At 43.2% G+C, this 20872-nt stretch carries 18 protein-coding genes and 7 tRNA genes; all 25 read right to left on the reverse strand.

What is annotated here, in order from left to right; genetic code table 11:
• Positions 1-309: 309 nt before the first annotated feature.
• The gene (locus G631_RS0102675) at positions 310-996 is read right to left on the reverse strand and encodes a DUF4956 domain-containing protein (RefSeq protein ID WP_026488136.1); all 687 of its coding nucleotides are present in this window, start codon (positions 994-996) and stop codon (positions 310-312) included.
• A gap of 35 nt (positions 997-1031) precedes the next feature.
• Positions 1032-1784, reverse strand: a complete 753-nt coding sequence (locus G631_RS0102680; RefSeq protein WP_026488137.1) for a polyphosphate polymerase domain-containing protein — start codon at positions 1782-1784, stop codon at positions 1032-1034.
• A 25-nt stretch (positions 1785-1809) separates the two neighbouring features.
• On the reverse strand, positions 1810-3384 hold the full coding sequence (locus G631_RS17760) for a carbohydrate-binding domain-containing protein (RefSeq protein ID WP_051196743.1): 1575 nt from the start codon (positions 3382-3384) through the stop codon (positions 1810-1812).
• Positions 3385-4398: 1014 nt separating this feature from the next.
• On the reverse strand, positions 4399-5640 hold the full coding sequence (ftsZ, locus tag G631_RS0102690) for a cell division protein FtsZ (RefSeq protein ID WP_026488138.1): 1242 nt from the start codon (positions 5638-5640) through the stop codon (positions 4399-4401).
• 114 nt (positions 5641-5754) lie between these two features.
• The gene (locus tag G631_RS0102695; protein WP_026488139.1) at positions 5755-6600 is read right to left on the reverse strand and encodes a cell division protein FtsQ/DivIB; all 846 of its coding nucleotides are present in this window, start codon (positions 6598-6600) and stop codon (positions 5755-5757) included.
• Positions 6601-6638: 38 nt separating this feature from the next.
• Positions 6639-7781 (reverse strand): FtsW/RodA/SpoVE family cell cycle protein, encoded by a 1143-nt coding sequence (locus tag G631_RS0102700; RefSeq protein WP_026488140.1) that lies wholly within the window; start codon positions 7779-7781, stop codon positions 6639-6641.
• Between the two features lie 57 nt (positions 7782-7838).
• Positions 7839-9212 (reverse strand): UDP-N-acetylmuramoyl-L-alanine--D-glutamate ligase, encoded by a 1374-nt coding sequence (gene murD, locus G631_RS0102705; RefSeq protein WP_026488141.1) that lies wholly within the window; start codon positions 9210-9212, stop codon positions 7839-7841.
• Positions 9213-9314: 102 nt separating this feature from the next.
• Positions 9315-10283 (reverse strand): phospho-N-acetylmuramoyl-pentapeptide-transferase, encoded by a 969-nt coding sequence (mraY, locus tag G631_RS0102710; RefSeq protein ID WP_026488142.1) that lies wholly within the window; start codon positions 10281-10283, stop codon positions 9315-9317.
• Positions 10276-12531, reverse strand: a complete 2256-nt coding sequence (locus tag G631_RS0102715; protein ID WP_026488143.1) for a penicillin-binding transpeptidase domain-containing protein — start codon at positions 12529-12531, stop codon at positions 10276-10278. Before G631_RS0102715 ends, mraY begins: the two co-directional genes overlap by 8 nt.
• 10 nt (positions 12532-12541) lie before the next feature.
• On the reverse strand, positions 12542-12976 hold the full coding sequence (locus G631_RS0102720) for a cell division protein FtsL (RefSeq protein ID WP_026488144.1): 435 nt from the start codon (positions 12974-12976) through the stop codon (positions 12542-12544).
• Between the two features lie 155 nt (positions 12977-13131).
• Entirely contained in the window at positions 13132-14073 is a 942-nt protein-coding gene (gene rsmH / locus G631_RS0102725) for a 16S rRNA (cytosine(1402)-N(4))-methyltransferase RsmH (RefSeq protein ID WP_026488145.1), read from the reverse strand.
• Between the two features lie 9 nt (positions 14074-14082).
• Entirely contained in the window at positions 14083-14523 is a 441-nt protein-coding gene (gene mraZ / locus G631_RS0102730) for a division/cell wall cluster transcriptional repressor MraZ (RefSeq protein WP_026488146.1), read from the reverse strand.
• A gap of 322 nt (positions 14524-14845) precedes the next feature.
• Positions 14846-15811, reverse strand: coding sequence for a prolipoprotein diacylglyceryl transferase (gene lgt, locus G631_RS17765; protein ID WP_242829049.1), 966 nt, complete (start codon positions 15809-15811; stop codon positions 14846-14848).
• 163 nt (positions 15812-15974) lie between these two features.
• Positions 15975-17072 (reverse strand): redox-regulated ATPase YchF, encoded by a 1098-nt coding sequence (gene ychF / locus G631_RS0102740; protein WP_026488147.1) that lies wholly within the window; start codon positions 17070-17072, stop codon positions 15975-15977.
• Between the two features lie 104 nt (positions 17073-17176).
• On the reverse strand, positions 17177-17614 hold the full coding sequence (locus G631_RS0102745) for a flavodoxin (RefSeq protein ID WP_026488148.1): 438 nt from the start codon (positions 17612-17614) through the stop codon (positions 17177-17179).
• Positions 17615-17744: 130 nt separating this feature from the next.
• Complete coding sequence (locus G631_RS0102750; RefSeq protein ID WP_026488149.1) at positions 17745-17954, reverse strand: hypothetical protein; 210 nt, start codon at positions 17952-17954, stop codon at positions 17745-17747.
• 339 nt (positions 17955-18293) lie between these two features.
• Positions 18294-18366: transfer RNA gene (locus G631_RS0102755), tRNA-Asn, on the reverse strand.
• A gap of 352 nt (positions 18367-18718) precedes the next feature.
• Positions 18719-18790: transfer RNA gene (locus tag G631_RS0102760), tRNA-Lys, on the reverse strand.
• Positions 18791-18794: 4 nt separating this feature from the next.
• Positions 18795-18866 (reverse strand) — tRNA-Phe (locus G631_RS0102765).
• Between the two features lie 234 nt (positions 18867-19100).
• Positions 19101-19322 (reverse strand): helix-turn-helix domain-containing protein, encoded by a 222-nt coding sequence (locus G631_RS17770; RefSeq protein WP_035789126.1) that lies wholly within the window; start codon positions 19320-19322, stop codon positions 19101-19103.
• A gap of 347 nt (positions 19323-19669) precedes the next feature.
• A tRNA-Tyr gene (locus G631_RS0102780) sits at positions 19670-19753 on the reverse strand.
• 145 nt (positions 19754-19898) lie between these two features.
• Positions 19899-19982: transfer RNA gene (locus G631_RS20865), tRNA-Tyr, on the reverse strand.
• Between the two features lie 4 nt (positions 19983-19986).
• Positions 19987-20060 (reverse strand) — tRNA-Glu (locus G631_RS0102785).
• A 167-nt stretch (positions 20061-20227) separates the two neighbouring features.
• Positions 20228-20482: a helix-turn-helix domain-containing protein gene (locus G631_RS0102790; protein WP_035789255.1), complete on the reverse strand. Its 255-nt coding sequence runs from the start codon at positions 20480-20482 to the stop codon at positions 20228-20230.
• Between the two features lie 28 nt (positions 20483-20510).
• Positions 20511-20592: transfer RNA gene (locus tag G631_RS0102795), tRNA-Leu, on the reverse strand.
• Positions 20593-20872: the final 280 nt, after the last annotated feature.

Below are 20872 nucleotides of genomic sequence, written 5' to 3' on the forward strand. Positions count from 1 at the left end.
GTATAAGCCACCACTTTAGCGGCTTTACACGAAAGTGCATAGAAGTCACAAATGCATATAAACAAGTTTTAGGTTGTAGTGCTAGCTGAGGCTTTATGACTTATACGAAAATGGTGTGTAGGCTGATTTGCATGTAAGCCGGGTCTCTGGTGGTTTTATACGAAAACGGTGTGCAGGCTTGTTTGCATATAAGCCATGCCTCTAGTGCCCTTTATACGAAAGTGGCTTGCATGCCAGTTTCCATGCAAGCCACCACTTTAGCGGCTTTACACGAAAGTGCATAGAAGCCGCAAATTCATATAAACAAGTTTAAAGTTCCTCAGCCTTTACCATGACTGGTCTTGAGCAAGTAACTTCAAGATTTCCGTTTCTCTGTCTGATCTCATCGATCATTCCCTTAGTTGAAGCCTTATCCCTTAATACTACCTTGTATGTAAGCTTGTAAAGGCTTCCCATTCCTGATGTCTTAACTTCTTCAAGATTTGCAGTATTTGTATAGCGCATGAAAATGTCATCGAAGATTCCTTCAAAATCAAGACTTTCTGGAACTGTGATCTTTAAAGTCTTTTCCTCAAGGCCGATTCCCTTAAATGAAAGGCTTGAGAGGAGGAGATTAGCAAGTGTGATGATAACTGCAAAAATAGCAGCGATTCCGATGTAGCCCATACCTGTTGCAAGGCCTACAGCCATGGCAAGGAAGATACTTGTGATTTCTTTTCCTGTACCAGGAGCTGAACGGAAACGTACCAGTGAAAAGGCGCCAGCTACCGCAACTCCGGCTCCGATATTGCCGTTAACAAGCATAATTACTACCTGAACGATGGCAGGAAGAAGAGCCAGCGTAACTATGTAGCTCTTTGAATAGTTGTTCTTTAAAGTGTACATGAAGGCGATAAAGCAGCCTATTACAAGTGAGCAGAGGGTGGCTATGATAAAGCTCACGCCTGAGATTGTGCCGCTTGTCATTATGGTTCCAAAAATAAGATCTGTTGTCATTTGAATTCTCCTTTTATTTCATTGCTTAATAATACTTACACAGCTTCGCGAAACTGCTGGATGCTGGCATTTTTCTTTTTGTTTCTCTCAATAAGTTCAGTCATGTAGTTGGTGTAGCCTCTCCCGTACTTGGAAAAAGAGGTCTGGCGTATATTAAGCTCGTCTAGTATATGTGCCATTTCCATGGTCATTGCGCCTGCAATCTTGAGCTCCATCAGGTGCTGTCCTGGAAGAAGTATGTCTTTTCCTGTGTTGCCATACTTGAGAGAAAGATTATCCCGTCTCCATCTGATATTGGTATCAAAGGTGATCCTAAGGTCTGGATCATTTATTCCGGCCATCGCGATTCGGTCATAGGAAATAGCCATGGCAGGCTTTATTCCCTTGTAGTACTGCATAAAGTAGTCTATTTCGTGGGAAATCTGACTGGGCTTCTCTGGCTCTTTTCCCTCCAAGAGATAGTATAAAGCGTCCTCATAGCCCATGGAAATGCGCCTTTTGTACACGACGCCCTTATACTTTTTCTTGATCTCGATAAAAGCATTTGTGTCATCCTCAGGGATTCCGTAGGTGCGGAGCCTGAGCTTTTCTTTGTATACGGGCTTTTCAAGGGATTTCTCGATTAGCTGAAAGTCCGGAGTGTCAAAATATATGTTGAGTATGGATGTCTGCCCATAGCTATCAACCTTTGCGATGGGTTCAAGCCTTTTCATGAGGGCTCTGTACTGCATTTCATCCAGTAAAAATTTAAGTTCGATTCTTTCAAATACGTCTTTAAAGCCTGCCATTTTTGTTCCTCTCTATGATGAATTTTTAGTTGCTAGCTTGCTCTGTAGATTCCTGTGACTGGGTTGTCTGCTGGTTTTGATTGAATTTGCCGCCACGGCCCATTGTCTGACCATTCTGATTATCCTGAGGTGGTGTGCCAAACTGCTGATCACTACCTTCTGGTGGTGTGCCGCCCTGAGAGTTCATATCTCCTTGGGGTGGAGTGCCGCCCTGACCATTCATCTGTCCCTGAGGGCCCATGCCGCCTCGTCCTCCGAAGCCTCCGCCGCCCATCATCATGGACTCTGTGATTTCTGTAACTTCTTCACCGTTTACTGTAATTGTTCCGCCTGTAAAGGTTGCTTCGGTGTCATAATCAAATGCGAACTGGGCTGTAATGTCGATGTTTCCGCCAGTTATGTAAAGCGCGCCGTTAGCATCAAGGGCATCTGTGTCACCGCTGCCCATCTCTATCGTGAGATCGCCACCTGTGATTTCAATAACAGGGCCTATTGTGCTGCACTTTGTAGAAGCGTTGATTCCATCATCTGTGGCGTAGATGTTTATTGTTCCGTCATTTATCTGGATGTAGGTTCCTTCAAGCGCCTCTGCTGCGTTTACATCAATTGTTCCGCCGTCAATCACAAGATATGTTGTGGCCTGGATTCCATCGTCAGCAGCGTCGATATCAAAGCTTCCTCCGCTGATATATACATATCCTGTGGTGTCATCATCTGAATCTTCGCTATGAAGGGCATCTTTTTCCGATTTGATGGTAAAAGAACCATCGCATACTCTGATTGAATCGCCAGCTTCAATTGCATCTTCTGCGGAAGTGATTGTGTAAGTGCCGCCTGTAAATTTCACGTCATTCTTGCCGGTAATGCCATTTGCTGTGGAACTGATTGAAAGTGTACCTGTTCCATTAAATGTAATGTCATCCTTTGAAAAAATAACTGCGTCTGTGTTTGTCTCTCCATCAGCAGTAAAGGTTCCGCTCACCGTAAGTGTATTGCTTGATGAAGTTGTTGTAACAAATACCTTGTCAGCGTTTTTGACGTAGATAGCTGGGAAATCAGTATTTGTGATTGATACTCCGTCGAGCACCAACTGGACTTTAGCTGTATCATCTGCTTCTACAATTATTGTGCAGTCAGTGGCTGTGCCGCTTATCACATAAACACCTTCTTCGGTGATAGTTATGTCTTTTCCACTCTCCAGAGTCAGGTTCTGAGCTTCACTTAAATCTGCCTCCTGCTCAAGATCTCTATCGCTGAACATATTCTCAAAATCAAGAATTGTTGTCAGGTCAAGTGCAGTTGATGCAACTGAAGATCCGGAGCCGTTGAACCCCTGAGGACCAGCGCCTCCTGGGAACTGGCCATTTGCCTGCGCATCTGCGGTCTCATTGTTGTCTCCGCTAGCATTTGCTTCTTCTGAGGCATTGCCATCTGCTGACTGGTTCTGATCTAAATCGGAGCTTGCAGATACATCTGCTGAACTTTCACTATCTTGTGATACTTCTGAGCTTGTGCCACTAGCAAGTGTTGTGCTGCATCCTGTAGCAGCTAGCGCGGCGCTTAGAAGTAATATGGCTAAAACTTGTTTTCTCTTTTTCATGCTTCTAATCTCTCTTTCTTTGGTTGCCTTGTTTGATCCGTCTGTAGCTTATGGCCTTATTATGGGGAACTTACCTAAAAATAACTTAAATGAAAAATTAAGGAATTAGAAAATGGGGGAAAAATTTGAACCGAAAATTTGAACTTGTTTATATGCATTTGTGGCTTCTATGCACTTTCGTGTAATGCCACCAAAGTGGTGGCTTATACGAATCTGGCCTACACTACACTTTCGTATAAAACCACCAGAAACCTGGCTTACATGCAAATCAGCCTACACACCATTTTCGTATAAGCCATAAAGTCTCAGCAAGCACTACAACCTAAAACTTGTTTATATGCATTTGTGGCTTCTATGCACTTTCGTATAAAGCCGCTAAAGTGGTGGTTTGCATGAAAACTGGCATGCAAGCCACTTTCGTATAAAGGGCACTAGAGACATGGCTTACATGCAAACAAGACTGCACGCTATTTTCGTATAAGCCTTAAAGTCTCAGCTTGCACTACAACCTAAAACTTGTTTATATGCATTTGTGGCTTTTATGCACTTTCATATAAAGCCACTAGAGTGGTGGCTTATACGAAATCTGGCTATCACTACACTTTCGTATAAAACCACCAGGAACCACGGCTTACATGCAAACAAGCCTGCACGCTATTTTCGTATAAGCCTTAAAGTCTCAGCTTGCACTACAACCTAAAACTTGTTTATATGCATTTGTGGCTTCTATACATTTTCGTGTAATGCCACCAAAGTGGTGGCTTATACGAAATCTGGCCTACACTACACTTTCGTATAAAACCACCAGGAACCTGGCTTACACGCAAATCAGCCTGCACACCATTTTCGTATAAGCCATAAAGTCTCAGCAAGCACTACAACCTAAAACTTGTTTATATGAATTTGCGACTTCTATGCACTTTCGTGTAATGCCACCAAAAAAAGCCCTTGTTCCCGCGTCGCGGAAACAAGGGCTAAATCTTTATCCTATAAATCGAAAATCAAATCCTTAAATCACTTTCTCTGAAGGAAATCAGGAATCTTAAGTGACTTAGGTTCTACTGTGCTTCTGATCTCTGAAGGTTTGTTAAGAGTAAGTGGCTGAGTAGGTCTTGCGATATTAACTGTATTAACGCTCTCAGCGCTTGCTGTAGGCATAGGGCTAACAACTGCCTGAAGAGGTGTTACAGGTGAAGCCTGAAGTGGAACTACTGTAGGCTGTACCTGGCTCTGTGCCTGAACTGGTGAAACTCCAACGTGAGGAGCTGCAGTTGCTGTGGCAGCTGGCTTAACAACAGTATTGATCTTGTCCTCAATACCTGTAGCAATAACAGTAATAGTACATGTATCTGTCTTGCTCTCATCGTACATTGCACCAAAGATAACATTAACGTCATCTCCTGCAAGACTACGAACATACTCGGAAGCATCAGATGCATCTGCAAGAGTGATATCACCAGAAATATTGATGATAACATTAGATGCGCCATTGATCTTAGTCTCAAGAAGTGGAGACTCAACAGCCATCTTAACAGCATCTGTAGCCTTGTCATCGCCCTTACCACTACCGATACCGATATGAGCGATTCCTCTATCCTTCATAACTGTCTGAACATCAGCAAAGTCAAGATTGATAACTGCAGGAACATTGATAAGATCAGTAATTCCCTGAACAGCCTGCTGAAGTACTTCATCTGCCTTCTTGAGTGCATCAGGCATTGTAGTACGTCTGTCAACAATCTGAAGAAGCTTATCATTAGGAATAACGATAAGTGTATCTACATTAGATTTAATATTCTGTATACCAAGCATAGCGTTCTGCATACGAACACGAGCCTCGAAACTGAAAGGCTTAGTAACTACGCCTACAGTAAGGATTCCCATGTCCTTGGCAAGCTTGGCAACTACAGGAGCAGCACCAGTACCGGTTCCGCCACCCATACCACAGGTAACGAATACCATATCTGCGCCCTTAAGTGCAGCAGAAATCTCCTCTGCGCTCTCCTCTGCAGCCTTCTGTCCAATCTCTGGCTTAGCACCTGCACCAAGACCCTTGGTAAGCTTCTCACCAATCTGTAAAAGCTTAGGTGCCTTGCAGAGCTGAAGAGCCTGCTTATCAGTATTAATACCGATGAATTCTACACCGGTAATATTTTCATCTACCATTCTATTTACAGCATTATTACCTGCGCCGCCAACCCCAACTACGATGATTTTGCAGCCAGATTCAGCCTCATTTGACTTTATCTCCAGCAAGATTACTCCTCCTTCACAAACCTCATAAACTCCTAATAGCTATGATACGATTTTTTCTTTCAATTATCAACCCGTTTTTTTATTCTAAATTTTTGGTTTTTCGAAAACAATTTATTATTTTTTCTCTTCAAATGTAACATTTTTGGTGTCTTCGTCAAAATCTTTCATCTCTAAGATGCCATTTTTACCTTCCAGGTTAGGCAATATGTATTGAAGTTGTATTATTTTTTCATCTATAAATTCACGGGTTCCCAAACTCACTTCAACACCGTCGAAATACAAATATACATTGTATTCTGCATCAAAAAATATCTTATTAGCGTGTAAATGATACTTATCAAGCAGCTGTGTTATATCCAAAATTTCGGCAAATACTGTCTCATTTTCCACTGGAAGTTTCTCGTAGAGGATAACATAGTTAAAATCAAGGCCCAAGACCTGCGGAACCGAGTCAGAAGGCTCCATTGAGCTCTCAACCACTATTCCATCCCTGTCAAAGTACATGTAATGCCCAAGATAGGCTATATATCCTGCCACAGCCTTCTCATAGACATTTATCCTGATAGTATCAGGTGAGACAATGTCCACGTCCATTTTCTCCACAAACGGAACGTTTTCAATGCTCTTATTCCTGTATTTAAGCGAAAGATACAAGGAATTGTGACTAAGCTTATCGGTAATGACCATATCAATGATTTCTTCATTGGTGTAATGGGTATTGCCGCTGACATAAATGTTAGTCACAGTGTAGGTGTTTGCCACATATTTAACGGCAATCCCGCACCCCAGAAGAAGCAGAAATAAAATTCCAATTATTATATACAAACTCCTACTGGTCTGAAACGAGTTTTTAATGCTCTCTATCGGGTGAAAATCCTCAAGCCTCTCTCTTAACCCAGGCCGATATTCATATTGTCTTCTTCGCCGCTTTACGGCCCTTTTTCTTCTCTTTTTTGCCATGTAAAAGAACTACATCTCCCCCAGTTAAGTCTTTTCCCTTATTTGCCAATACTTCTGGCCACATTCAGTGCAATTCCAATCTCTGCCAGCTGAAATATGACCGCAGATCCGCCGTAACTTATAAAGGGCAGCGTAATTCCTGTGTTAGGAATCGTATTGGTCACTACGGCGATATTCAGGATAACCTGGATAGAAATATGCGCCATAACTCCTATAGTCAAAAGAGCTCCATACATGTCATTGGCGTTGTTGGCTATAATCATAAGTCTCCAGATCAGCAAAAAGAACATGAACATAACAGCCAGTGCGCCAAGGAGCCCAAGTTCCTCGCATATGATAGAAAAGATCATATCGTTCTGAGCTTCTGGAAGCTTCATCTTCTGCATACTCTCGCCAAGTCCCTTACCTGCCCAGCCGCCAGAGCCAATGGCGTAAAGAGCCTGAATAGTCTGGAAGCTCTTATCGCTGGCATATGCAGCAGGATCAAGCCAGGCCAGAACTCGTATAAATCGATAGTTCATGCTACTACTGTCCTCAGCATTGGCTATTAGATACACGCCAACAGCCACAACCGCAAGTATCGCTGCAGCAGACAACACGTAGAGCTTATAGCCCGGTGTAGAAACAAAGAGCATGATGATCGTGATACCCAAGATGATAATTGCAGAACTCAGGTTTTTAGTGATCTTATAAACCATAAAGGCAATGATCAGTGGGAACACTAATGCAACCATAAACCCCTTAACCGTAGTAAGGTTCTTTCTGAGCTTGATGATCATAGTTGCTGAAAAGATGATTACAGCAAACTTGGCAATCTCAGCAGGCTGAATTGATACACCAGCGATGATAAGCCATCTCTTGGCACCATTGATTTCTTTTCCATAAGGAATAATGAGAAAAAGAAGCGCTGCCGCAAAAATATAAATCGGCACAGAGAGCTTTTGCAAGAACCTGTGCGGGAAATATGAAAAGCCAATCATGCCAATAAGCCCTATGATCGTAGGTCCCATCTGGTGTTTAAAATAATACGCAGAATCCCCGGTACTGATCGCAGCGGCATATGAGCTTGTGGAATAGAGCATGATAAGTCCAAATGCGATCAAAAACAGAACTATAAATATCAGACTATAATCCACATATGATTCTTCTCTTGGTTTTGTTAAAAAAGCTGGCTTTGTCAAAATTCCCCCCTGTGTAGGCAAAGAGCCTTCGTTATCTCTCTAATATTTTAATACAGTTTAGTCAGACAATTTGTTTACGTATTCCTTAAACTTTTTGCCTCTTGTCTCGTAATTTGGGAACATATCCCAGCTTGCGCAGGCTGGTGACAAAAGAACTGCATCTCCCGGCTGTGCGCTCTCTGTGCAGAAATTAAGCGCTTCCTCGTAAGTATCCTTGAAAACATAATTAGTAAAGCCATGTTTCTGTGCACATTCTGCTATCTTGTCCCTTGTCTGTCCGATGAGAACAAGGAGCTTTACTGTATCTCCAAAGCTCTCGATCCACTCATCGTACTCGTTGCCCTTATCATAGCCTCCTCCGATGAGGATTGTAGGCTTGCTCATGGCTCTGATGCCCTGAATTGCAGCATCAGGATTAGTTCCCTTTGAATCATTGTAATAGTCAACGCCACGCTTAGTAGCTACAAACTCAATTCTGTGCTCAACAGCCTTGAAATTCCTGATAACTTCAAGGATTGTAGCAAGTGGCACCTCCATAGCAAGTGACATTGCAATAGCTGCCATAACATTTTCTACATTGCACATGCCTACAAGGTTCATATCATGGATATTCATAACCTTCATTGCATTTCCTGCTGTGCTCATGAAAATGTCCTCACCATCAAGATAGAAGCCGTCAGCAAGTTTTTCTTTTGTTGAGAAAAAGACAACTCTGGCTGGGCACCTTGTACCGAAATCCCTGGTATATTCGTTGTCATAATTAAGAACGCAGGTATCTTCCTGAGTCTGATTATGAGTGATATTCTCCTTCATCTGAGCGTAGCACTCCATTGTGTGGTGCCTGTTCAGGTGGTCTGGAGTAATATTCAAAATAGCTGAAACGTTGGCGTGGAAATTATCTACCGCCTCAAGCTGAAAAGAGCTGATCTCTCCCACTGTTACGCTATCCTCTGTCATTTCAAGAGCACTCTCAGCATAGGAAACGCCGATATTACCGACTACATAGGCCTTTCCAAAGTGAGCCTTCATGATCTCGCCCACAAGAGTTGTTGTAGTAGTCTTACCATTTGTTCCTGTGATAGCTACCATCTTGCCCTTTGCAAAATTATAGGCAAGCTCTATCTCGCTCCAGATAGGGATATTCTTTTCCTTGATACGCATTACAGTAGGCGCATCAAGAGGTACAGCTGGTGATGGAACTGTAAGGCTTATTTCATCAAGCTTTGAATCCTCTATTGTACCAATAATTATTTCAGTCTTGTCTCTGTCTTCCTCGTGGAGCTTATTTCTGATGTCTTCCTCTGTAACCTTAGTATTTTCCTCAAGAACAACAGGCAATGCGCCTACCTTATTGAGAAGATTTACTGATCCTACACCTGAAAGGCCAGAACCGATCACAAGAACTTTTTTTCCTTTTAAATCTGCTGTCATTGTAACTTCCTTCTGTATTTCTTAATTTTTTTAATGATCTCCAGATAATATCCGGTTACCATTTAAATCATTTTATCCATATTATCGCCATAACTATATCTTTTATCTAAGTCCTGCATAGGCAAGAAGGCACGCCAGTATTGTCACTGTTGTAAATACGTTTACAACCTTTGTCTCTGACCAGCCACCTTTTTCAAAGTGATGGTGAAGTGGTGCCATTCTGAAAATTCTTTTACCATGAGTTGCCTTAAAATAGGTAACCTGCATGATAACTGACACTGTCTCCGCAAAATAGATAATGCCAAAGATCACAATAAAGATCGGGAGCTTCATCATATAGGCCATACTTGTTACAAAGCCGCCTATAGCAAGAGATCCAAGATCTCCCATCATGACTTTTCCAGGATATACGTTATATATAAGATATCCCAAAAGAGCTCCCAACATGGCTGAAGCCATTACTTCTGAGCCAGTTGCTCCATAGAACTTCGCTGCAAATATAAAAAATACGGACACTACAGCGGTTACTGAGGCGCACAGGCCGTCAACGCCGTCTGTAAGGTTGGTTGCATTACCTGTTCCAAGAGCAATAAAGAAAAGAACAGGATAATTAAATATTCCAAAATCCAAGGTTATATTTGTAAAAGGAATGGTCATGGCCAGAGAAATGTCAGTAAAGATGCTGACATATACTGCAAAAAGAACAACTACAATAAGCTGTCCCAAGAGCTTCTGCATAGGCTTAAGGCCTTCGTTATGCTTTCTTACAACCTTGATATAATCATCAAGAAAACCAATAACTCCAAAGCCAAAGGTCAGGATCAGCACCGGAATTATCTCTTTATGACTGCTTGCATAGAATATTCCGATCAAAAGAAAAGGTATAAGGAATATAATTCCTCCCATTGTAGGTGTTCCCTGCTTCTTCTTGTGGGACTCAAGGCCCTCTTCTCTTTCTGTCTGTCTTGCCTTAAGGCTTCTTAGCATTTCAATGATCCAGGGACCAATGATTGCCGCAATAATAAATCCTACAAAAACTGGTATCAGTATTCTCAATAAATAATCACTCACCGCTACTTCCCTCGCTACTATTCCACTTTTCATCATTTCCAAAATCAGGTAGTTCATCTGATCCGGAAGGACTTCCATTTACAGGGTCTAAAAGATTACCTGTGTCCGGGTCAATATAATACCCCGTTGTAGGGTCAACGTCAAACGACTCCCAGATAGCTGGCTTTTCTTCTGTATCTCCAGTTTCTTCTACCTGAATCTCAACTTCTTCTATATTTTCCTCAGAAGATTCTGCGCTTGCAGCTTCTGAGCTCTCAGCACCTTCTGCAAGAGGAGGCGTGATCATCTTTTCACGAAGCTCAGCAAGTTCCTGCTGCTCTTTCTCAGATAGTTCCTCAGTCATAGGAATGTTGAGATAAGGAAGTGCTTCTGTAAGGATCTTTCTGACAAGGGTTGTAGCAAGTCTTGTTGATGTAGACTGATCTGCAACGTTTGGCCTGTCTACTACAACATAAACTGCAATCTTGGGGTCATCAGCAGGAGCTGCTCCCATAAAAGATACAACGTACTGACGGTTACCACGAGGAAGAGTCTGGGCTGTTCCAGTCTTACCAATTATCCTGTAGCCCGCTGGTCTTGCAGTCTTACCTGTACCTTCATCTCCCATTACAACCGCTTCGCAGTACTGGATTATCTTATCAGAAGTGCTCTGGGAAACTGTCTGTCTTAATACTCTTGGCTCAATATTCTTGACTGTAGCACCACTTGAATTAACTATCTTTTTTACCACATGAGGCTCGTAGAAATAGCCACCATTTATAAGTGAGCAGTAGGCTGTGATCATCTCGATCATATCTACGTTAAAGCCCTGTCCGAAGGTATTGACCGCAAGGTCAGTAGGAACCATATCTGTAGACTTGTAAGTAAGTCCCTCTGTTCTGGCTTCTCCTGCAAGGTCAATGTTGGTCTTTAGTCCAAAGCCAAACTGTCTCTGGAACTTGGTAAAATCATCAATTCCAATGGACTGACCAATGTACATCATTGCAACGTTACAGGAAATCTCTACACCTCTTTCTACAGAAACCTGTCCATCACCGTAGACGTTATGGCACTTGATATCCCATCCGCCAACTTCCAAAGATCCTGTACAATTGTACACCTCGTTACCTGTAATAGCCCCTGTTTCAAGGCCAGTAGCAACTGTAAAGGGCTTGGCAACAGATCCAGGCTCGTAGGTATCTGTTATGCAGAAGTTTTTCCAAAGAGCGTTATAGTTCTGATAAAGCTGCTCGCTGGTAAAGGTAGAGAGCATGTCCTCTGTGATATAAACGCCTGAGTCATAAATCGACTCGCCTTTTATCTTATTGCCCTTTTCATCAACTGCAGGCATACCAATAAGCCTTGATGTATCTCTTGGGTCATTAAGGTCGTAAAAGGGGTAGCTTGACATAGCCAGGATCTCGCCGGTATCAACATTCATCATGATACAGCCCACATTATTGGCTCCATTACCCTCACGGACGTTGTTGACATATTCGTCATTAAATTCCTGAAGATACTTCTCAACAATATTCTGAAGGTTACCATCAATTGTAGTAACTATGCTATCTCCATCAGTTGCAGGAATTGTAGTCCTCTCAAGATTTGAATCATCATCGATATAGCCGTACTCTCTTCCTGTAGTTCCGCTCAGGACGTCATTGTAGTATTCCTCAAGGCCATACATACCATTGTTATCACCAGTTGTAAAACCAATGATATCGCAGGCAAGCGACCCGTTTGGATACTTCCTTATGTATCCTGATTCAAACCAGACACCCTGGATGTTTTCATCATATTTTTCTGTACCGGGAGTTATCATCTCCTGGAAATCAGCTATTTGCTCATAAGATAGCTTTTTTGCCAGAACGTAGTACTGAGATGTTGGATGATCACTAAGATAGTTTCTGATCTGCCCTCCATCAAGCTCAAATTCAGTTACGAGAGCTTTTAAAGTGGGCTCGAGATATTTCTCATCTCTTAAAAGAAGCTTGGCATCCAGGATCAGGTTGTAGACCTTCTCACTGTAGGCAAGGATCGTTCCGTTGGCATCAAGTATCTCTCCTCGCCTGAATGGCAAGGTTGTTGAGTCAAACTGCTGCTGTGACAAAACCTGCCTCTCGTACTCTTCTCCATTATTCTGAGTGATCAGAATGAGTCTGACCCCTAATCCAACGAAAGCCATTAGTACTAAAACAAATAGTACTAACAGCTTTTTTCTCATTCCATAAGTAAATTTCTGACCATTTGGCTTTTTCTTTTGTCTCATCTACGGCACATCACTTTCCATCACTTTGTGGAATCGGAGCAACCTGACGAACATAGTCGTTGCCGCCTCCATCAGAGTAAGTAACGATCTGTCCCTCTGATGCATAGGTCATTCCATATTCCTGAATGGCTATTCTCTTAACCTCCTCGAGGTCAACATTTCCATTCGCTCTATTATACGCCTCATCATTCTCCTGTTTCAATGTGTTAAGTTGACTCTCAAGTGTAGCAATGTTCTTAACAGAGTTTGTGATCTGTGACTGAAGAGAAATATACCAGGACAGAGTCACAACCATTAGCATGACAGCCACTGATAAAAACAGCAAATAGCCAAGGCTCATATGATGTCTTCTTTTTCTCTCAGGCTGAACATGGAGTGGCCTGGGCTGACTTTCTGGTCTATTTACTTTTCTAACAGTATTTCCATAAACATATCTGTTTGCCATGTTCATCCTCCTTTTCTATTCTGAATTTCCGAATTTGTGTACTTCTATGTTTCTGTATTTCTTAATATCTGTATTTCTTTATATCTGTATTTCTTTATTTCTAATATTCTGTATTCCTAGATGCGATTAGCTGCTTGATGATTGTTGTCCAAGACTCATTCGCCAGCCTTCTCAAATACTCTGAGTTTAGCGCTCTGTGATCTCTTATTTTCTGCAAGTTCTTCATCACTTGGCAAAATAGGCTTCCTGGTCACAACCTTACCCTTGGAGACCTTGCCACACACGCAAACTGGGAAGTTGGGTGGGCAAGTGCAAGGGTTCTCATTTGTTCGGAAGTTATTCTTGGTTATACGATCTTCCAGTGAATGGAAGGTTATAACGCATAGTCTTCCTCCCGGATTCAAAAAATCTATGAATCCATCAAGGGAGTTCTGCAGCACATCTAGTTCTCTATTGAGCGCAATCCTGATAGCCTGATAGGTCCTCTTGGAAGGATGTCCTCCCTTTTCCCTCATCTTGGCTGGAATTGCTGCCTTTATAATGTCGTTAAGCTGGAATGTAGTCTCAATTGGAGCCTTAGCTCTCTCTATGCAGATGTGCTTGGCGATGTTCTTGGCGAACTTGTCCTCGCCATAGTCTCTTATGATGTGGAAGATTTCTGTCTCAGAATAGTCGTTGACAATATCTCTGGCTGTAAGGGTCTGTCTCTGATCCATTCTCATATCAAGAGGCACATCCTCCTTGTAGGTAAATCCCCTTTCAGCGTTATCAAGCTGATAGGAAGATACTCCAAGATCCAAAAGAATTCCATCCACGCCCTTAACTCCAAGATTACGGAGTCTTGTAACTGCATTCTCGTAATTATCTCTGATAATGGTGACTCTGTCCGCAAAGGGCTCAAGTCTCTTAGTAGCCGCAGCAATAGCATCCTCATCCTGGTCAGTCCCGTAGAGATGTCCGCCCGCGGTAAGTCTCTCTGCTATGTGAAAAGAGTGACCGGCTCCGCCCAGAGTACCATCAAGATAGATTCCATCAGGCTTAATATTCAAATTGTCCAGGCACTCATTAAGAAGCACCGAATAATGTTTAAATTCCATGTCTTTTCCTTAAATACTCAAACCGTACTCGCTCATCTTCGCAGCAATGCTATTGATGTCATCAAAGGTGCTAGCCTTCTCCCACTCAGCCTTGCTCCAGATTTCAGCTCTGTTGCCGACTCCGGCGATCACAGCCTCTTTCTCGATCTTGGCATGAGCTAAAAGATTTGCAGGAATCAGTATTCTGCCCTGCTTGTCCACTTCAGCGTCGATGGCTCCAGCGATAAAGAATCTTCCCAGCATTCTGGCCTCAGGCTTATCCATAGGAAGGGCCTGTAGTTTCTCCTCAAAGGCTTCCCACCCTTCTTCAGAGAACACAAAAAGGCATCCGTCAAATCCCTTAGTCACCACAAATTGTTCGCCAAGGAGTTCGCGGAATTTAGCAGGCATTATGAGTCTTCCCTTAGCATCTATGGAATGACTGTATTCACCTTTAAACGCTGTTCCCAAATTATTTTACCACTTTTTCTACCACTTTTTACCACTTTGTGACACTTTTTACCACCTAAATGTATTATAGGTTAATTTTTTTATTAAAACAACCCCGTTTTTGCATCCAAATTAGCAAATTAACAAATGTTAAATATATGTTGTGGTGGGTAACAAAAGAGTAAGAATATGTTGTAGAACAGAATTTTTATTTATGAAAAATTAATAATTCATGTCAGAGTGTTTAACTTGCAGAAAGATATGAGGCAAAAAAGAGATAAAAAAAGAGCTATCTATCACTCTTTCAAGTAATAAATAACTCATTTGCTATCTTCAATATAACTTATTCTGTTTTTGTCTCTTTTTCAGATGTTTCTTTCTCAGATGTCTCTATTTCAGATGTCTCTTTTTCTGCTTCTGCTGCTTCAGGCCAGGTGGAAACTTCTTTTCCCATGATCCTGATTCTTACTATAACATCCGCTAAAACTCCAAAGATTACAAGGCATATAGCCAGCATCTGTGAAACTGGAAGTCCTGTAGTGTGCATGATAAGCTGATCTGTGCGAAGGCCCTCGATCCATGATCTGCCAAGGCCGTAGCCTGCAAGATACAAAAGAACTATCTCGCCGTTAAACTTCTTGTGCTTGCAGTAGATAAAAAGAAGTATCAACAGGCACAGATTCCAAAGGCTCTCATATAGGAATGTAGGGCTCACCTGAATGTAATTTGTGGCTGCGCTCATATGCTCTTTCATAAGAGCTGTGATCTCGCCGCCCCTTACAGCATCAACGGGAAGTCTCATTGCCAGAAGGCCATTTGTGTATTCTCCAAAAGCCTCTCTGTTAGTAAAGTTCCCCCATCTGCCAATTAGCTGCCCAAGAAGAAGTCCATACATGATAGTATCTGCCATCATGAGGAAGTTCTTTTTCTTGACCTTGGTGTAAATGAAGGCCGTAAGGAAGCCCGCAATAACACCTCCGTAAATGGCAAGTCCACCATTTCTGATGTACAGCACACTTATCGGATTATCCTTGTAATAATCCCAGGCGAAGAACACGTAGTAAATCCTCGCTCCTATTATGGAAAAGACAATGATATAAACCGCTATATCCCAGTAATCATCAGGGTTCTGACCAGTCTTTTTAGCCATTCTGGATATAAGCAGCAGCGCCAGGAAAAATCCCAGCCCTATGATCACCCCATACAAAGCAATATCAAAGCCAAATATTGAAAATGACTTCGGAACATCTTTTAAATAGATATGCAGATTCGGAAATGCAATATCCATTTTCCCCATTATGTCAGGCATAATATCCTCCATGTTATATATATGTCAGCATCGCAGACTCGGAATTACTTCGTAATTCCTCGTTGAGGCGCTGCGCGCCTCATACAAATATTGATATGTAAACCAATACGCAAGCGAGCTTGCATTGTCTTACACATCAATATTTCTGCGATGCTTTGCAGTATCACACGTTAAACCTAAATAATATCACATCTCCATCCTGAACGACGTACTCTTTACCTTCCATGCGGACAAGTCCTTTTTCTCTTGCTGCGGAAAGTGAGCCTTCGCGGAGAAGATCCTCGTAGTTGATAACCTCTGCCTTGATAAAGCCTCTCTCAAAGTCAGTGTGAATCTTACCTGCTGCCTGTGGAGCCTTAGTACCAATCTTGATAGTCCAAGCTCTTGTCTCATCTTCACCAGATGTAAGGAAGCTCATAAGTCCAAGAGTTCTGTAGCTTGCTGCAATAAGCTTATCAAGACCTGACTCAGTAAGGCCAAGGCTATCAAGGAACTCTGCCTTCTCATCCTCGTCAAGCTCAGAAATCTCAGCCTCGATCTGAGCGCTGATTACAAATACTTCACTACCAGACTTAGCTGCCAGATCTCTTACAGCCTGTACATACTGGTTAGAAGCGCCATCATCTGCAAGATCATCATCCTTGACATTTGCTGCATAAATAACTGGCTTCCATGTGAGAAGATCCATGCTGTTCATAAGTGCCTTCTCATCTTCATCCTCAATTTCAAGCTCTCTTGCCATCTTGTTGTCTTCAAGAGTAGCCTTGATCTTATTGAGAAGCTCAAGCTCTTTAGCCGCTGTCTTGTCCATTCTGGCTGTCTTGGTAACCTTGGCAATTCTACGCTCAAGTACCTCAAGGTCAGCAAAAATAAGCTCAAGGTTAATTGTCTCGATATCTCTTGCTGGATCAACGCTTCCATCTACATGTACAACGTTAGGATCCTCAAAGCATCTTACTACATGCACGATAGCATCTGTCTCTCTAATATTAGCAAGGAACTGGTTTCCAAGACCTTCGCCCTTAGATGCGCCCTTTACAAGTCCAGCAATATCAACGAACTCAATAGTTGCTGGTGTAACCTTCTTGGAATGATAAAGATCTCCAAGAGCCTTAAGCCTCTTATCAGGTACTGCTACAACTCCCACGTTAGGATCGATTGTAGCGAAAGGATAGTTCGCAGCAAGCGCTCCTGCATTTGTGAGTGAGTTAAAAAGTGTTGACTTACCTACGTTTGGTAAACCTACTATGCCCAACTTCATGGTATTTATCTCCTTCAATACATAAATAATCTACAATAAAAATAGCCCTAACACGGCAGAATATATATTACCATGTTAGGACAATTTTGTAAAAATCTCACGTATTACAGTTCTGATGCGGAATGTGCAAGCTTAGCATCTACTGATGCTGCTCCTGAAACATATTCTCCAAGCTTCTCAGCTGTCTTACCTATTCCGCTTCCACCAGATGTGGCAAATGCGTGTATAGTCTTGCCATTCCAATCATAGCCCTTACAGAATGTGTATACTACTCTTGGCGCCTGGCCATACCAGATAGGAAAGCCAATGTAGACAGTATCATAGTTGTCAAAGTTCTCAATTCTTCCACTTACAGGAACATCCTTCTTACCAATCTGCTCTTTGTTACATCTTGCAAGTGGATTGGTCCACTTGATATCTGCAGCTGTGTAAGGCTGCTCTGGAACTATCTCAAAAAGATCAGCGCCAATCTTAGCTGCGAATTCCTTTGCTACCGCTGCTGTGGTTCCTTCAGCACTGAAGTAGGTTACTAGCGTTGTCATGATTCACCTCCCGGACGTTTGTGTTTTAGGTAATATAACACATTTATGAATTTATTGCAATTAGATTGTTGACAACTTTTATAATTTTAAAATAGGGATCGCTATGCGACCCCTACCATCTCATTTGCAATTATTCAAAGTCAAATGGATTACTATAGCAATACCATTCAGCCGGCTCAATATCTCGCCAGAATGCAATCTGACGTGCCTTGTTTTTTAGAGCTTTTTGATTCTGCCTATTTGCTTTAAAAGCTTTGTTGTTTGGATTATGTTGATTAGCATAATCATTAAGCTGTTTCTGAGTATGTGTCTTTGATGATACACCCTTACATTTTGCCATAAGCTCCTTCTCCTTTCTCCCCGATTCCATCGCAATGATCACGCACGAGATAGCGGACACACATGCCCCTTCTAAGCTGAATCTGGTGGCACTAATACCAGATTATCCCTGCAGTTAATCATGCCTCGAGGTTGGAGAATAATTTTTACTTCTGCAAAAATTATCATTTCTATTATAGCAGACAGTAGAAAAAAATATATCAATCAATTTCCTATAGTCCCAGGAACGGGTCGCAGGCATCCGGTGGATGCCACGCTTGCGACTCCGAGCTCTGCGAGGGATCCCATAACCTTCCGCGTATGAAGCGGGTGCTCTACCTCTTGAGCTATCCTGGAAAAGCGGATACAGAGGGACTTGAACCCACAACCTCCCGGTTAACAGCCGGGCGCTCTGCCGATTGAGCTATGTATCCAAAACTGCGGTAGCAGGGTCGCAGGCATCCAGGGGATGCCATGCTTGCGACTCCGAGCTCTGCGAAGGGAACCTGCAACACCCTGAGTCGTCTCTGCCTAAGTTCGATCACGCAAATCACAGATTTGCTATCTCACTTAACAGTCAGGTGCTCTACCAATTGAACTATGCCGCATCAGTGCTGCTGGTGGGGGCGCAGGCATCCGGGGGATGCCACGCTTGCGACTCCGAGCTCCGCGAGGGAACCCACGACCTTCGGTTTCCCGTCTGGATTAGCTCGATCACGCAAATCACAGATTTGCTATCTCGCGTCAAGAGACCGTTGCTCTTCCAACTGAGCTACAACAGCTTAGTGCTCCCCACGGGGGTTGAACCCGCATCTCTCGGCTTAAAAGGCCGGTGCATATCCGCTCTGCCAAGGAAGCGTAGTGGACTCGGACGGTATCGAACCGCCTCACAGGGATTTTCAATCCCCCGCTCTACCATTTGAGCTACAAGTCCATATAGAGACATAGTGAGGTCGCAGGCATCCAAGGGATGCCATGCTTGCGACTCCGAGCCTGCGAAGGGAACTCACGATCCCGGAGTTGTCCCACAAGGGGACTAGCTTCGCTTCGCGTCCGGAGCCTTTCCATCTTGGCTACTACGTCTTACTACGGCACTCAGATTTGAACTAAGACTACCGGAATCAAAGTCCTGTGGGCTACCCATTACCCCATACCGTAAGATGCAGTCTTACTCGACTGCAATTATTCTCTCAATAGGAACTTCAAGATATACTGAAAGCGCCACTATCCTGTCTATACTTGGAAGGACATCTCCTCTTATGTATCTATAGACAAGTGATGTGCTAGTCCCAAGGTATTCGGAAACTTCCGTGACTGTATGACCGCTTTCTCTTATCAACTCTCTTATGTGTGTTCCTGTTGTTTCAACATCTATTACTGGATAATCCATTTTTCTAATCTCCTTTTTTGCATTAAAAAACCACTTAACTTTGCAAGCTAAGTGGTTACAGATCTAATCGACCTAATCTATTCTTAATGCTCCGGACCATCCATCATTTTCTGGATCCTGGACCACTTTCCACCAACTTGCAATTTGCATAACTAACAAAGCACTTCTGATTTTTGCAGAACTGCATAAACTGTTTGTTATTAAATTGCTTGTTGATAGTTACGTAGTACATTCTTAAATAAATCCTCTTAACTTTCTGCTGCTCTTTGGCAGCTCCATATCTTTGTTACATTTGTATTATCGTCCCGCCGGACCAGTTTGTATAGTGTCATCGGATGACACTTAAGTGGGCAGGGTGAGACTCGAACTCACGTTGTTTCTGTTGTCAGGGTTTTACAGACCCCTGCCTTCGCCACTAGGCATACCTACCCGGAGCGTTTGCGGAAGGGTGCTGGATGTCCGGGGGACATCCGTTTAGCACGGCCGAGCTACGCACAGGCGAACCTTCGGCACGAAAAGCCGTGCTCTGCCTTAGCAGGGCAGCACCATAAGCCATCTCGGTCACGCAAACATAAGTGGGTGGAGCAGGAATTGCACCTGCGGTGTTTCAAATGTGGGAGTTTTACAGACTCTTGCCCTCGCTTCTAGGCATACCCACCCATAATACCTCCTGCGGGACTTGAACCCGGCATCTCCAGCTTGAGAGGCTGACGTCCTAACCAATTAGACCAAGAAGGCAGATGATCCCAACGGGACTTGAACCCGGTATCTCTGACGTGAAAGGCCAGTGTCCGTCGTCGCTTCGCGTCCTCCGAGTGCGTAGCTCGGCCTCCCCTGGAGGCCACGCACCCAACGCCTATGGGACCATGTGCAGGCGTATTCACACCTGCTTATCTATATTCAATTCATGCGCTTAGTTCATAAAGTCCTTCCCCTAAAACAATGATGTCATCAATAGCCACGCCAAAGATAACAGATAAAGCAACTAAGTTATCGATTGTAGGCATAGCAGTTCCATGCTGCCATTTGTAAATCGCCTGTGGAGTAGCAAATCCGAACACATCCTGTAAATCCCTAACAGACATACCGGCTGCCACTCTTAAATCAGTAATTCTCTGTCCCGTAGCGACCATATCGATCGCTGGAATATTCTGTGTCATTTCTAACTCCTTTCTGGCATTTGCCAAGTACACGAGGTGGGATTCGAACCCACATGCATTACTGCGTCTGATTCTAAGTCAGGTGCGTCTACCAGCTTCGCCACTCGTGCAAGTTTTGGGACTGCTGCGTCCTCGCTTCGCGTCGTCCGAATGCGTAGCTCGGCCTCCCCCGGAGGCCACGCATCCAATTACACCACGAATCTATAGCGCAGAGTCTGAGACTGCGACGGCACTTCGTGCCTAGTCCCCTTGTGGGAAACCCAGATTCCCTTTCAGGATGGCGATTTTTCCCCTTCGGGGACTAGCTTCGCGTCGCTCCCTTGCTGTACCAATTGAGCCAACTCTGCATATTTAGACAAAAGAAAAACCGCTTGCCTTGTCATCTAAGGT

The organism is Butyrivibrio sp. XBB1001, from assembly GCF_000424505.1.
Lineage (GTDB): Bacteria > Bacillota > Clostridia > Lachnospirales > Lachnospiraceae > Butyrivibrio.

What these genes read in the sequence shown, in the direction of transcription:
- ychF (WP_026488147.1), bottom strand. Translation starts at nt 17,072, where the DNA reads ATGAAGTTGGGCATAGTAGGTTTACCAAACGTAGGTAAGTCAACACTT.
- G631_RS0102715 (WP_026488143.1), bottom strand. Translation starts at nt 12,531, where the DNA reads ATGAGACAAAAGAAAAAGCCAAATGGTCAGAAATTTACTTATGGAATG.
- G631_RS17760 (WP_051196743.1), bottom strand. Translation starts at nt 3,384, where the DNA reads ATGAAAAAGAGAAAACAAGTTTTAGCCATATTACTTCTAAGCGCCGCG.
- G631_RS0102675 (WP_026488136.1), bottom strand. Translation starts at nt 996, where the DNA reads ATGACAACAGATCTTATTTTTGGAACCATAATGACAAGCGGCACAATC.
- G631_RS0102680 (WP_026488137.1), bottom strand. Translation starts at nt 1,784, where the DNA reads ATGGCAGGCTTTAAAGACGTATTTGAAAGAATCGAACTTAAATTTTTA.
- G631_RS0102695 (WP_026488139.1), bottom strand. Translation starts at nt 6,600, where the DNA reads ATGGCAAAAAAGAGAAGAAAAAGGGCCGTAAAGCGGCGAAGAAGACAA.
- G631_RS17770 (WP_035789126.1), bottom strand. Translation starts at nt 19,322, where the DNA reads ATGGATTATCCAGTAATAGATGTTGAAACAACAGGAACACACATAAGA.
- murD (WP_026488141.1), bottom strand. Translation starts at nt 9,212, where the DNA reads ATGACAGCAGATTTAAAAGGAAAAAAAGTTCTTGTGATCGGTTCTGGC.
- G631_RS0102790 (WP_035789255.1), bottom strand. Translation starts at nt 20,482, where the DNA reads ATGACACAGAATATTCCAGCGATCGATATGGTCGCTACGGGACAGAGA.
- rsmH (WP_026488145.1), bottom strand. Translation starts at nt 14,073, where the DNA reads ATGGAATTTAAACATTATTCGGTGCTTCTTAATGAGTGCCTGGACAAT.
- G631_RS0102750 (WP_026488149.1), bottom strand. Translation starts at nt 17,954, where the DNA reads ATGGCAAAATGTAAGGGTGTATCATCAAAGACACATACTCAGAAACAG.
- lgt (WP_242829049.1), bottom strand. Translation starts at nt 15,811, where the DNA reads ATGCCTGACATAATGGGGAAAATGGATATTGCATTTCCGAATCTGCAT.
- G631_RS0102720 (WP_026488144.1), bottom strand. Translation starts at nt 12,976, where the DNA reads ATGGCAAACAGATATGTTTATGGAAATACTGTTAGAAAAGTAAATAGA.
- G631_RS0102745 (WP_026488148.1), bottom strand. Translation starts at nt 17,614, where the DNA reads ATGACAACGCTAGTAACCTACTTCAGTGCTGAAGGAACCACAGCAGCG.